Annotated in this window: 12 protein-coding genes and 1 tRNA gene; 5 read left to right on the top strand and 8 right to left on the bottom strand. The window is 42.5% G+C overall.

The genetic code is table 11. The features are described from left to right. Positions 1-120: 120 nt before the first annotated feature. The 5 genes from GKR71_RS05480 to GKR71_RS05460 all read right to left on the bottom strand — a co-directional run bounded on the left by GKR71_RS05480 (position 121) and on the right by GKR71_RS05460 (position 2,631). Positions 121-516, bottom strand: a complete 396-nt coding sequence (locus GKR71_RS05480; protein WP_006659138.1) for a DoxX family protein — start codon at positions 514-516, stop codon at positions 121-123. A 263-nt stretch (positions 517-779) separates the two neighbouring features. After that, positions 780-1,082 carry a YqjK-like family protein gene (locus GKR71_RS05475; protein WP_036956170.1) on the bottom strand — a complete coding sequence of 101 codons (303 nt, stop codon included), beginning with the start codon at positions 1,080-1,082 and terminating at the stop codon, positions 780-782. Next, complete coding sequence (locus GKR71_RS05470; RefSeq protein ID WP_036956172.1) at positions 1,069-1,473, bottom strand: phage holin family protein; 405 nt, start codon at positions 1,471-1,473, stop codon at positions 1,069-1,071. The genes GKR71_RS05475 and GKR71_RS05470 overlap by 14 nt, the downstream gene beginning before the upstream one ends. Positions 1,474-1,482: 9 nt before the next feature. Next, entirely contained in the window at positions 1,483-1,788 is a 306-nt protein-coding gene (locus tag GKR71_RS05465) for a DUF883 family protein (protein ID WP_036956175.1), read from the bottom strand. A gap of 183 nt (positions 1,789-1,971) precedes the next feature. After that, positions 1,972-2,631, bottom strand: a complete 660-nt coding sequence (locus GKR71_RS05460) for a DedA family protein (RefSeq protein ID WP_108478444.1) — start codon at positions 2,629-2,631, stop codon at positions 1,972-1,974. Between the two features lie 610 nt (positions 2,632-3,241). Here GKR71_RS05460 and GKR71_RS05455 point away from each other — a divergent pair. The 3 genes from GKR71_RS05455 (at position 3,242) to sstT (ending at position 6,717) form a co-directional block, all read left to right on the top strand. Next, the gene (locus GKR71_RS05455) at positions 3,242-4,213 is read left to right on the top strand and encodes a TerC family protein (protein ID WP_036956180.1); all 972 of its coding nucleotides are present in this window, start codon (positions 3,242-3,244) and stop codon (positions 4,211-4,213) included. A gap of 96 nt (positions 4,214-4,309) precedes the next feature. After that, complete coding sequence (locus tag GKR71_RS05450) at positions 4,310-5,179, top strand: hypothetical protein (protein WP_230085029.1); 870 nt, start codon at positions 4,310-4,312, stop codon at positions 5,177-5,179. Positions 5,180-5,460: 281 nt separating this feature from the next. Next, a complete protein-coding gene (sstT, locus tag GKR71_RS05445) occupies positions 5,461-6,717 on the top strand; it encodes a serine/threonine transporter SstT (protein ID WP_154634023.1) in 1,257 nt (418 codons plus the stop codon). Positions 6,718-6,782: 65 nt separating this feature from the next. Here the strand turns inward: sstT and GKR71_RS05440 are convergent, their stop codons facing one another. Continuing rightward, positions 6,783-8,804, bottom strand: a complete 2,022-nt coding sequence (locus GKR71_RS05440; RefSeq protein ID WP_108478445.1) for an NADPH-dependent 2,4-dienoyl-CoA reductase — start codon at positions 8,802-8,804, stop codon at positions 6,783-6,785. Positions 8,805-9,061: 257 nt separating this feature from the next. On the opposite strand from GKR71_RS05440, the gene GKR71_RS05435 reads away from it, so the two are divergent. Then, positions 9,062-9,658, top strand: a complete 597-nt coding sequence (locus tag GKR71_RS05435; RefSeq protein ID WP_154599778.1) for a GNAT family N-acetyltransferase — start codon at positions 9,062-9,064, stop codon at positions 9,656-9,658. A gap of 60 nt (positions 9,659-9,718) precedes the next feature. Here GKR71_RS05435 and GKR71_RS05430 read toward each other — a convergent pair whose 3' ends face one another. Further along, the gene (locus GKR71_RS05430; RefSeq protein ID WP_108478447.1) at positions 9,719-10,792 is read right to left on the bottom strand and encodes an NAD(P)H-dependent amine dehydrogenase family protein; all 1,074 of its coding nucleotides are present in this window, start codon (positions 10,790-10,792) and stop codon (positions 9,719-9,721) included. 355 nt (positions 10,793-11,147) lie between these two features. Here GKR71_RS05430 and GKR71_RS05425 point away from each other — a divergent pair. Continuing rightward, positions 11,148-11,224 (top strand) — tRNA-Ile (locus GKR71_RS05425). A gap of 77 nt (positions 11,225-11,301) precedes the next feature. Here GKR71_RS05425 and GKR71_RS05420 read toward each other — a convergent pair. Beyond that, positions 11,302-11,850 (bottom strand): RBBP9/YdeN family alpha/beta hydrolase, encoded by a 549-nt coding sequence (locus GKR71_RS05420; RefSeq protein WP_108478448.1) that lies wholly within the window; start codon positions 11,848-11,850, stop codon positions 11,302-11,304. Positions 11,851-12,039: the final 189 nt, after the last annotated feature.

Below are 12,039 nucleotides of genomic sequence, written 5' to 3'. Positions count from 1 at the left end.
AAAAAAAAGCACCTCGGATGGGAGGTGCAAAGGCATTTAACTTATGGAAAAGGATGTTGACTTGAGGGTACTGTTAACTCCCTGCCTATAGGTCGCTATAGGCGAGGAGATTGGAGCTCATTACCATTTCTTATTTAATAAATGGTCGATACTGAATTTGCCTGGGCCAGTCACTGCTAACAGAATATAGCCGCCTGCAATAGTCATATTTTTCATAAACATCAAGCTGTTTGGCTCAACGCTGAAATTCGTATGGAACAGCATCGCAGTTAAGAATGTGAACACAGCAGTGAAAATTGCGGTTGTACGTGTTAACAGACCGAATAACACTGCCAGACCACCACCTAACTCAAGTAAAATTGTCAGTGGCAGTAAAAAGCCTGGGACGCCCATTGCTTGCATATATTGCTGAGTGCCTTCATATGCCCCGCCTAATTTGCCGTAACCTGCAACGATGAACAGAACTGGCATCATAATACGTGCTAATAAAATAGCTCCACTTTCTAAATTTTTCATTGAGTCTCTCCAGATAATACGGTCATTAAATATAAATAAAGTGCGATATATATCGCGTTATAAGCTAAGTTTCAGCACGAAAAGGCTAGAAATCTTGGATGTGCGTATCTTATTACTTAGCTCATTCAATAAAAAGCTAAGCTTATTAACAAAGATAGACAAAAAAATTGAATGTGTATAATTGAGTGCGAAAAAAAGTGCTAAAGGGCACTTTTATCTATCATATTGACAAATAATGATTATTTTTATCTTAAGGGGATGGGTTATTTCTGATTTGAACTGTTTAAGCTGCTTCTTAGGGTACGAATAAGCCCCCAAGTCGCAATGGCTTTCTTGCTCAGTGAAATAAATCGATTGGGGTGCTTTAAGGTAAAAATAGAGATAAGACCCGTCGCAGCGATAACAATTGGGCGAAAGGTCATCAGGGTTTGCCATGCTCTGTCATAAGGGGCAGTGGCTTGTAGCCACTCTTTCTTACTGGCCGATAATTGGATGCGCTGCTGCTCAATATCAGAGACTAAGCGTGATTTTCTTTCTGCAAGTAACTGACGTTTACTTTTGCTCATCATCGGTTCCTGCCAGTGCTTTAGCGTCATTGCGAAGCTGTTCACGGGTTGCGCTTAGCAGCGTGGACTGTTTCGCTTTTTTTAACGTCCAAATAGCAAAGATAATCGCGAGTAAAATCAGTGTTCCGGTCGTGATAGCGAAAGCCTGATAACGATAGACGGGATCCACAGACCAAAAAATTAGTCCAATAAGGCACATCAGACCAAATGCAGAAAATAGAAGGGTCAGCCCTGCGAGTAATAATAACTGAACAAGGTTGAGTTTCTCTTCTTCTAATTCTACTGCAATAAGTTGAATGCGGGTTTCAACCATATTAACGGCGATACCCGCAATTCTTTGCAGAGAATCTAGAACCCGCTTAGCGGGTCCTTGACGTGGCGACTGTTCCATAAGCGGTGATTAGCGCTTGGTGAGCAGCATGCCTAAGACCACACCGACCGCTGCACCGATACCCACACTTTTCCATGGATTTTCACGTACATAGCAATCTGCTTGGCCTGCAATTTCTTTAGTTTGCTCGGTGATTTTATCACTGGCTTGACCGAGTTTAGCTTTTGAAGAGGAGAGGGCTTCACGGGCTTTCGCCTTTAAGTTTTCGATCTCTTCTTTTGATTTGTCTTGAGTACTATTCAGAATGGATTCGAGAGAGTCTGCGAGTGATTTAAGTTCAGCACGTAGATCTTCAGAAGAATGATTGGATGACATAGTAGAACCTCCTATCAATAGAAAAATAACGCAATGCCTTAATAAAGTATGACCTTAATAACATTACAATAGCTTTTTTTAGCTTAAGTGCAATCACTAATTGGTATAGATTTCGAATTGAGATAGAGGAAAGCGGGAATCGCTAAATATTCCCGCTGTTCGATTTGATTCAGTGACGGCTATTTATTTGCGGGCGAATTTTTTCTTGATGACAACACCAATGCTGCCGATCAGACCCAAAATTAATAATCCAACTGGAATAAGCATCAAGACATTCATAATTTGATGCTCATATTGTTGGAAAATAGGGCTTTTACCGAATCCGTAGCCTATAGCGGTCAAAATTAGCACCCAAAGGAGCCCGCTTAACCAGTTAAACACTTGGAAACGCCCATTTTGCAAGCCCGCAAGCCCTGCGATAGTTGGTAGTAATGTTCTGACAAAAGCAAGGAATCGACCAATCAGTAATGCGGCTAAGCCGTGACGATGGAATAGCCCATGAGCACGCTGATGATAGTGTTCGGGGAGGTGTGATAACCAGCCTTTGACAATTTTTGTATTACCTAGCCAGCGACCTTGGATATAACCCACCCAGCAACCAATACTGGCGCCCGCAGTTAAAATCACTAAAGTTAATGGGTAGCTAAGAGCACCTTTTGCGATGAGTACGCCAACAAGGATCAGTAAACTATCACCGGGTAAGAATGCAGCTGGGAGCACGCCGTTCTCCAATAATAGGATCATAAACAGCATGAAATAAATCGACCATATCAGCGATGGGTTAGATAAGGTTTCGTAATCTTGGTGCCAAAGGGCGAAAAAAAGTTCTCTAACTAATTCCATTAATGTTTCCTAAACGGCAATCACAGCAACAAACATGTTGTTGGGCAGAAATGGATTAAGTAAATGCCGGAAGAAAACAGCTGTTTCTTCGGGCTGTTAGTGTAAAACCCGATCACTTTAACAAAACAGAAAATAACTAAACAGTAAATTTTAAGCTTATTTTGAGAATTCATTTAAATTGCGGCTGATTTTTACATTTTAGGTTCTTAACTACTGGCTTTCTAAAATGGCAAAAAACGGGAATGGCGCTGAATAAGAGGATTTAATCTGACTATTTATCAATATATTTGTGTTTAGATAACGAAAAATAGCATGAACATATTGGTAGCTAATCATTGCTTTTTAAGACTAATTACCTTATTGTGTGCGCACAGCAAAGGGGAGTAACTTCTTCTGTCGGATTATCGTCATTACGGTGCACACAATTGTACCCGGTAACCGAGCACCACAATTTCCTTATCTTAGGTTATCTGTGTTGTAAGTGAGACCTTGCCAGAAGGCGAGGTTTGCTCATCGTTTACAACCGTATAGTGATAACTTAGGGTGAAAACAGTTTAAGCGGCTGATGTCTTCTGGATATCAGCCGTTTTTTGTTTTTTAAGGAATCAAAATGAACTCTGTTGGAAATCCTGTTTTATGGGGCAGCTTTGCTGTCATGATCCTTGTGATGCTACTCATCGATATGTTTTGGCAAGGAAAACATAAAGGCCAGGCGATGTCGATGAAGCAAGCAGCGGGTTGGAGCATCTTGTGGGTGACTCTGTCGCTGATTTTTGCGGGCGGCCTGTGGTGGTACTTCAATGATACCGTTGGACCTGAAGTTGCGAACACGCAAACTATGGCGTTCTTAACCGGTTATCTGTTAGAAAAAGCCCTTGCTGTGGATAACGTGTTTGTTTGGTTAATGCTATTTGGTTACTTTGCTATTCCGGCAAATTTACAGCGTCGCGTACTTGTTTACGGGGTGCTTGGAGCTATCGTCCTGCGTACGATTATGATTTTCGCAGGTAGCTGGTTAGTTACACAATTTAGCTGGATCCTCTATGTTTTCGGTGCGTTTTTACTGTTTACGGGGATCAAAATGGCGTTCGCTAAAGAGGACGATTCACCGATAAATGAAAAGCCATTGGTCAAATGGGTTCGTTCACACTTACGGATGACGGATGAGTTACACGGTGAAAAATTCTTTATTAAAAAGAATGGATTGCTGTTTGCTACCCCATTAATTTTGGTTCTGATCTTAGTGGAAATCAGTGATGTTATCTTTGCGGTAGACAGTATTCCCGCTATCTTTGCTGTGACCACCGACCCGTTTATCGTATTAACGTCTAACCTGTTTGCGATTTTAGGCTTACGTGCAATGTACTTCTTATTAGCGGGTGTTGCTGAGAAATTCTCAATGCTTAAGTACGGTTTAGCTATCATTTTAAGCTTTATCGGCGTGAAGATGTTGCTGATGGATATTTTCCATATTCCTACTGCGGTTTCGTTAGGGACTGTGGCTGCAATCTTAGTTCTGACATTGGTGGTTAACACGATCGTGAATAAGCGCAACGAAGCGAAAAAATTGATTAACGGATAATCTTTTTCCTAATTAGAAAAACTCCCATAATTTCATCATGACTTTGGGAGTTTTTTTATATCTAATGATTTATAGGCGTAAAGATGAGGCGGTTCTGTGCAACAAGTCATGCGGGTCTTACGAAAACTCTATAAGTATGAAAATAGCCAATATGATGGAGGTCGTGCGGTATCGACTTATCCATTGGACTCTTTATCTGATAAAGAACGGAAAATATTGAGTGATTCTCATTGGTTGCCGAATGAGATTGCATTTTTTACTGATCATGAAGATATCATTAATAAACTACACAGTTTAAAACAGGAAACAGCGCTTACTCGCCAGCGTTGTTTGGATGCTTTCGTGGCGGGAGTTGGAGGAAGTTATTTGCGAGGTCGATCAGTCTTGGGAGCTTATCACAAGCTACTTTCTCTGCCGGCTCATCAATATCTTGAAAAACCGCAATATGCATGTTGTTGGGTTTGTAGCGATCATAATAAGCATATTTATATTAATGATAGTTACTTCCAATACTGCTTATATTACGGAAATTCCTATACTGGGAATGTAAGTTACACTTATTTGAATCTCCGACATTTACTGACGGTTGCTGCTGTAGAACCTACCGATGAAGACAAAAAAGTCTTTAATCAACTATTAGATTTATTACGTCATGCCCCTGAAAATGAGACGCCAGGGCAGTTTGAAAAGCGGTTATCGCAGGCAAAATTGGTTAAAGGAGACAGATATACATTACGCGGAATATTGCATTCACTCGCATTGATTGGTGTTATTCCGAATACTTTTATCGCTTTGTCTCTTGATAGTTGGCGCGATTTTGGTGATATAACTAGTGCAGAAAACCAACTTAACAATACGAAAGGGCGTTCTGATATGGAAATGCCTTGGGCTGGTTGGAAAGGAAATTTAAAAGTAGATGAGGCAAAAATAGCAGATTACTTTGGTGACTATTTAATCAATCGTTAAATCTTACTCGCAGTAATCAATACAATTTTAAAAAACACCTTGGAGTCATCTGAGGTGTTTTTTTATTTTAACTATCTGAAAATCCTCACTCATTTTCTATGTCCTCTGTTTCCTATAAGAAACAAAACTCTATTGCGATCACAGATATGTAAAATTAATGTTAACTGCAATCAATCATTGTGTATATTTTGAATAATAGCCTTTTCAGGAGATTAATATTCCTTATACTGGCTCGGCAAACACATTTAATTCCTAAAAAAGATAAATTATAAAGGTCTATTATGGATACAAATAAAGCAGGGTTATGGCGAGTAATTAGTCAAGGTAGTTTGGTCAAACAAATCCTAGCAGGCTTGATTGCAGGTATCTTATTGGCATGGTTATGGCCATCGGCAGCAAAAAACGTTGGCTTACTGGGTGACCTGTTCGTCAGTGCGTTAAAAGCGGTTGCTCCAATTCTTGTTTGGGTGTTGGTTATGGCGTCCATAGCTAACCATCGCCAAGGGCAAAAAACCAGCATTCGTCCAATTTTAGTGCTGTATATTCTAGGGGCATTCTTCGCGGCTGTTGTGGCGGTGATTGGCTCATTTATGTTCCCATCAAGCTTGATCTTAGCTGTAGGCGATACTCAACTGACGCCTCCGGGTAACATTGCTGAAGTGCTCAAAGGTTTGTTGATTAATATTTTCGCTAACCCAGTCGATGCTCTGATTAAAGGGAACTATATTGGTATCTTGGCATGGGCGATTGGTTTAGGTATTGCATTGCGTCATGCCAATGAATCCACCAAAACGATGATCCACGATTTCTCTTTAAGCGTGACTCAGTTGGTTCGTGTGGTTATTCGCTTAGCGCCATTAGGTATTTTCGGGTTAGTTTCTTCAACAATTGCGACAACCGGTTTTGAAACCTTAAAAGGTTACTTCCACGTATTGGCGGTATTGCTGGGCTGTATGATTATCGTGGCACTAGTCGTTAACCCGCTGATTGTTTACTGGAAAATCAAGCGTAACCCATACCCATTAGTCTTCGCTTGCTTACGTGAAAGTGGTGTAACCGCCTTCTTTACCCGTAGCTCCGCAGCTAACATTCCTGTGAACATGGGGATGTGTCGCCGTATGAACCTGCATGAAGATACGTATTCCGTTTCTATCCCGCTAGGCGCAACCATTAACATGGGCGGCGCGGCTGTCACCATTACAGTGTTAACATTGGCTGCGGTTCATACTCTGGGTATTCCTGTTGATATCCCGACGGCGCTGTTATTAAGCGTGGTTGCAGCGGTTTGTGCATGTGGTGCATCTGGGGTTGCTGGTGGTTCGTTATTATTGATCCCACTGGCGTGTAATATGTTCGGTATTTCGAATGAAGTGGCAATGCAAGTGGTTGCAGTGGGCGTGATGATTGGCGTACTTCAAGATTCAGCTGAAACTGCACTGAACTCTTCAACGGACGTGCTTTTCACTGCGGCGGTATGTTTATCGGAAGACGATAAACTGGCGCAAGCGGATTCTGAGTTATCTCAAACTCAAGACTAAGCTTTCACGTTGTTCAAAAAAGAAAACCCGCTGAGTTAGCGGGTTTTTTTATAGGTCAAGAAAACTTACAACTGATAAGCCACTTTCATACCTTGTTCAATGGCTCGGCGGGCATCTAACTCGGACGCCACATCCGCCCCTCCAATCACATGAGGGTGAATGCCAATATCTTCTAATTGCTCTTTCAATGGGCGATAAGGTTCTTGCCCAGCACAAAGGATGACATTATCAACGGCAAGGCAGATATATTCATCTTGATAGCGAATATGCAGCCCATCATCATCCACATTCATATATTCCACGCCATTAAACATCTGAACGCCACGTTTCATTAATGACAGGCGGTGCACCCATCCTGTGGTTTTTCCAAGTCCTGCGCCGACTTTGCTGTTTTTTCGCTGCAATAAATAGAGGTGGCGAGGCGTTGGTTCTAACTGTTTTTTCATCGGGAAAAGCCCGCCGCGAGTGGTGATGGCGGTATCAATATTCCATTCATGATTAAATTTATTATCATCTAAACTGCTGCTGATCCCTTGTTGGGTAAGGAGTTCCGCCACATCGAACCCAATCCCTCCGGCGCCAATAATAGCTACGTTTTTACCGACATTATCGGGCTGTTTTAAAGCCTCAATATAGGACATGACTTTGCGATGATCGGCGCCAGCTAGGTTGATAGTGCGGGGGATAACGCCTGTGGCGATAATGACCTCATCAAATTGAGTTAAATCATTCGCTTGTGCAATCTGCTCGAGTCGAACATCCACATTGAGTAGTTGCAGTTGTCGGGAAAAATAACGCAAAGTTTCATAAAACTCTTCTTTGCCGGGGATCCGTTTAGCGAGATTGAATTGCCCACCAATTTGGTTGCTGCGTTCAAATAGCGTGACTTGATGCCCTCGTTTGGCGGAATAGATTGCACAAGAAAGCCCCGCTGGACCCGCCCCGACAATTGCCACTTTTTTGGGTTTATCTGCTAATTCATTAGGATAGTCCATCTCGCGTACCGCTTGTGGATTCACTAAGCAGCCAGCCAGCTTGCCATTAAAAATCTGGTCAAGGCAGGCTTGATTGCAGCCAATACAGGTGTTTATTTCATCAAATCGACCGTCTTGGGCTTTTGACACAAACGCTTCATCAGCAAGGAAAGGGCGCGCCATGGACACCATATCAGCTTGACCGCTAGCAATGATTTGTTCCGCCACAAACGGGTCATTGATGCGATTGGTGGTAATCAGTGGAATATTCACCTTGCCCATTAATTTTTCGGTTACCCAGCTGAAGGCTTTGCGGGGGACCAGCGTCGCAATGGTCGGCACACGGGCTTCATGCCAGCCTATTCCTGTATTGATCATGGTGGCGCCCGCACTTTCAATCTCTTTAGCCAATAGCTCAATTTCATCCCAAGTTGAGCCCCCTTCAACAAGGTCAAGCATGGATAATCGATAGATAACAATGAAATTTTTCCCAACCGCTTGGCGAATGCGTTTAATGATTTCTATCGGAAAACGGATACGGTTTTGGTAGCTGCCGCCCCATTCATCAGTTCGACGATTGGTGCGCGATGTAATAAATTGGTTGATTAAATAACCTTCCGATCCCATCACTTCGACACCATCGTAGCCTGCTTGCTGGGCAAGTTTAGCGGTATTTACGAAGTCATCGATGGTTTTCTGAACTTCATCGGCAGTTAATTCACGGGGGGGAAATGGGGTGATCTCGGATTTAATCGGGCTAGGCGCCACTAACGCCGGATGTAGAGCGTAACGACCTGCATGCAAGATTTGTAATGCAATTTTTCCATCCGCTTGATGCACTGCATCGGTGATTTGTTGATGAAATGGCAATTGGTCTTGATGATTCAATACAGCACCATGAGGTGCTAAAGCTCCTTCGGGGTTCGGGGCTATTCCCCCGGTAATAATCAGACTGACTCCATTCTCTGCACGAAGTCGGTAAAAGTGGGCAAGGCGCTGGCTTCCTTGGGGATGTTCTTCTAAGCCGGTGTGCATTGAACCCATCAAAATACGGTTTTTAAGAACGGTATACCCCAAATCAAGTGGGGTAAAAAGATGTGGAAAATTGCTCATATTGGCTCCCATTTGGGACTATTAATAACAGGTCAGATGAGTTAACTGTAGCCTAATGGACAATTGAATTAAGAATAATGTTAAAAAATTGTGATTTTTATCATATGTTTTACGAGGAATAATTAAACTTACAGGACTATTTCTTTTGTTTTATTTTTCTGTCATAAAAAATGGTTACAACAAAGAAGAATGGTTATTCACATCATAATTTGATGGGGTTTCACTTCACACAACCGAGTTATTCAGGAAATACGCCGATGAAAGAGATTTGCCAAGCTGTCACCTTAGAAGGCAACCATGTTCGATTAGAGCTACTGACTCATCACCATGATGCTGTTTATGCTGAGATTATTGAACGAGATAAGCTACATCACCTGTGGTATACCTCGGTACCTGAACCGGAAAATGTCGCGAAAGATGTCGATATGCGCCTTGCGCGTTTTGCCCATAAAGAGATGGTGCCATTCGCGATTATTGATAAACGTACAGGCAAAGCCGTTGGCATGACCTCGTATATGCGGATCGACCAAGGGGTTCGCCGTGTTGAAATTGGGGCAACATGGTATGGAGCCGAAGCTCAGCGCACACCAATCAATACGGAAGCTAAGTACTTGTTATTAAAAAATGCATTTGAAGAATTAGAGTGTGTTGCCGTGGAGCTAAGAACACATTTTTTAAATCATCAAAGCCGTAAAGCGATTGAGCGTTTAGGGGCAAAACTCGATGGGATTTTACGTAACCATATGCTAACTCGTACGGGGGAGCTACGAGATACCTGCGTTTATAGCATCTTAAGTAATGAGTGGCCAGCAGTGCGTCGCCACTTAGAATGGCAGATGACAAAGCCTCGCTAAGTCAAAAAAATAGCCCACGGGATGTGGGCTATGTGATTAATATTCAATCAAGTCAGTTGATTATAAATATTCGTGCATCGGTTTGGTCATATACACGTTATTTGGCATTTTTTCTGTGGTGGTGTAGCCCGCAGGGCTGTTGATCAGCGCTGGGATACGGTTAACCAGGTTTGCGCAGGTGAGTTCCACGGTTGCTGGGTTATTCACTTCAATCGCCGTATCTGGCTCGCCAATGAGCTGCCAACTGTTTTTGTCGCACTCATCCGCTGTTAAAATTTTACCGATACATTCCGTTTCTAAGGTGACACCTTCTGCTGTTTCAGTGATCACCACGGCAGACAACCCTAAAACATCGCCTTTTTTCACCGTCATTTTTAAAGTATCTGAATAGATATCTTCTTTGGCAATTTGCGGCACGCAGCGCTGAGTTTGATTGGTAATGGTCAGACCTAAACGGCTGCACAGCCAACCATTTTGTGTCCACATGTACGGTGGTGCATATTCACCGCTCTCAATTTTCTCAGCGATAACCGCGTATGGCAGGTCGTTATAGTTACCAATTTGCTGATTGAATTCGTCGACAGTTAAACCTGCACCGTGACCTTTTGCCAGCGCGATGCCGTAATCTTCCACGTTATAGCAGCTAGAGCCTTTGATTTTGACCAGTTTGTGCATAGAACCCGCCAAGGTATCGATAAGCACGCCCCAGAACATATCTGGGTAGCCGCTGCCCGCTAAAGTGCAGTTATTCGCTTTAGCTAAAGCATCGAGTTTTTCAGTGATCTCAGGGGAAGAGTTCCACGGATAGAGAGCTTCTTCACCTGTTGATATTGCATTAACGCCATGGCGAGCGAAGAGGGAGAATGCATCTTCTAAATCGGTCATGGTACTGAGGGTCGCAATAATTCCCACGTCAGGTTTTAAGGTTTCTAGGGCTTTATCCGCTTCATTCAGTGGCTGGATTTTTACGCCAGTTGGCGCCGTGCCTGCAATTTCACCAATGTCTTTGCCAATCACGGCAGGGTTGATATCAAAAGCCGCCACAACTTCAGCACCGTGTTCTTGTAGGTAACGGATGAGAAATTTGCCCATCTTTCCACAACCATATTGAACTGCACGTACTTTTTTCATCATTATCGTCCTATAGCTGTTTGTCTAATATCATCATGTTCTATATGAAGTATAAAATTATTGTTTTATATCAATCAATTGAATAAAGAATGCTTAATAAATTAGAACAGGAAAACTCAATCTTTACGCCCGATTATTTACTATAGGGTAGTCGTTAACGCAGGTTTGTTCATAAATGGCGTTCTAATAAAGAATGGAATCCTAGAATAAAATTCGATAATTAAGATAGGAATGATGATTTTCGATGATGCCATGCCATTGAATTATATGGCATGGCTATGGCTTGGATACAAATTCACCATACAGTATTGAAATACTAGACCTTCACCAAAACAGCACGTATAATCGGCACCACTTTGGCCCCTTAGCTCAGTTGGTTAGAGCAGGCGACTCATAATCGCTTGGTCACTGGTTCAAGTCCAGTAGGGACCACCAAATTTTAGCTGTTAAATCAGCGAAAAAAGCCACTTCGAAAGAAGTGGCTTTTTTGTGTCTGGAGCACAGGAAATAAACTACCTGCGAACAAATCCTCTCCCCGTAAACTCTTCAATCAACCGCTCGCCTTCATGCCATTCGCCATATCCTGCATCAGTATTTAAATGCTCACCGCCTTTAACCAACATAAGCTGGCTGCCCCATGTTTCGGCAAGCTGATGGGCTTTTTCAGTGCCAAGATGCGGATCATTATCGGTATAAATAAGCAAAGAAGGGCTTGGAAGCTTTTTATTGGGTAGCGGTCTCTGCTGTTGAATATCGAGTAAGGCAGAAGGGGAATCAACATCTGCTGGGGTGGCTAGGATCATTGCCTTTACTCGATGGTTGGGAAATTGGCTTGCCCATTGCGCCACACAAACGGCTCCGCAACTGTGTCCAATCAGTACCAATTCACCCTCTGTATTTTGAACCATGTCGTTTAGGCGCTCTATCCATTTATGGTTAGGGGCATTCCAGTCATCCTGAATGACGCGCACAACATTATGGTATTTTCTTTCTATATAGGATTGCCAATGTTGAGAGCCGGAATTGGTATAGCCGGGAACAATAATAAAAGTGGTGGTCATCTTGCTTCTCAGGTTGTCTGGGTGAATGTAATCTTAATCGGTGCGAACTAAAGTTAGCTAGCAATTTATCTGTTAGCGTTAAATCAAAATGTTATTTAAATGAGCCATTCGGAATAATACGAAATAGCTTCTGATGATTTTGCTTTTAACGCATTTAATGCGTTACTTATGAGTTTGTAATAAATAATT

It is taken from the genome of Providencia sp. wls1922 (assembly GCF_009706505.1).
In the GTDB taxonomy this organism is placed as follows: Bacteria; Pseudomonadota; Gammaproteobacteria; order Enterobacterales; family Enterobacteriaceae; genus Providencia; species Providencia lanzhouensis.
The sequence above is the reverse complement of the archived record's forward strand: the minus strand, read 5'-3'. Positions and strand labels throughout refer to the sequence as shown.

Coding starts and splice junctions, on each gene's coding strand:
- GKR71_RS05470 (WP_036956172.1), bottom strand. CDS start 1,473: ATGGAACAGTCGCCACGTCAAGGACCCGCTAAGCGGGTTCTAGATTCT.
- GKR71_RS05480 (WP_006659138.1), bottom strand. CDS start 516: ATGAAAAATTTAGAAAGTGGAGCTATTTTATTAGCACGTATTATGATG.
- sstT (WP_154634023.1), top strand. CDS start 5,461: ATGGATACAAATAAAGCAGGGTTATGGCGAGTAATTAGTCAAGGTAGT.
- GKR71_RS05435 (WP_154599778.1), top strand. CDS start 9,062: ATGAAAGAGATTTGCCAAGCTGTCACCTTAGAAGGCAACCATGTTCGA.
- GKR71_RS05475 (WP_036956170.1), bottom strand. CDS start 1,082: ATGAGCAAAAGTAAACGTCAGTTACTTGCAGAAAGAAAATCACGCTTA.
- GKR71_RS05440 (WP_108478445.1), bottom strand. CDS start 8,804: ATGAGCAATTTTCCACATCTTTTTACCCCACTTGATTTGGGGTATACC.
- GKR71_RS05465 (WP_036956175.1), bottom strand. CDS start 1,788: ATGTCATCCAATCATTCTTCTGAAGATCTACGTGCTGAACTTAAATCA.
- GKR71_RS05460 (WP_108478444.1), bottom strand. CDS start 2,631: ATGGAATTAGTTAGAGAACTTTTTTTCGCCCTTTGGCACCAAGATTAC.
- GKR71_RS05430 (WP_108478447.1), bottom strand. CDS start 10,792: ATGATGAAAAAAGTACGTGCAGTTCAATATGGTTGTGGAAAGATGGGC.
- GKR71_RS05420 (WP_108478448.1), bottom strand. CDS start 11,850: ATGACCACCACTTTTATTATTGTTCCCGGCTATACCAATTCCGGCTCT.
- GKR71_RS05455 (WP_036956180.1), top strand. CDS start 3,242: ATGAACTCTGTTGGAAATCCTGTTTTATGGGGCAGCTTTGCTGTCATG.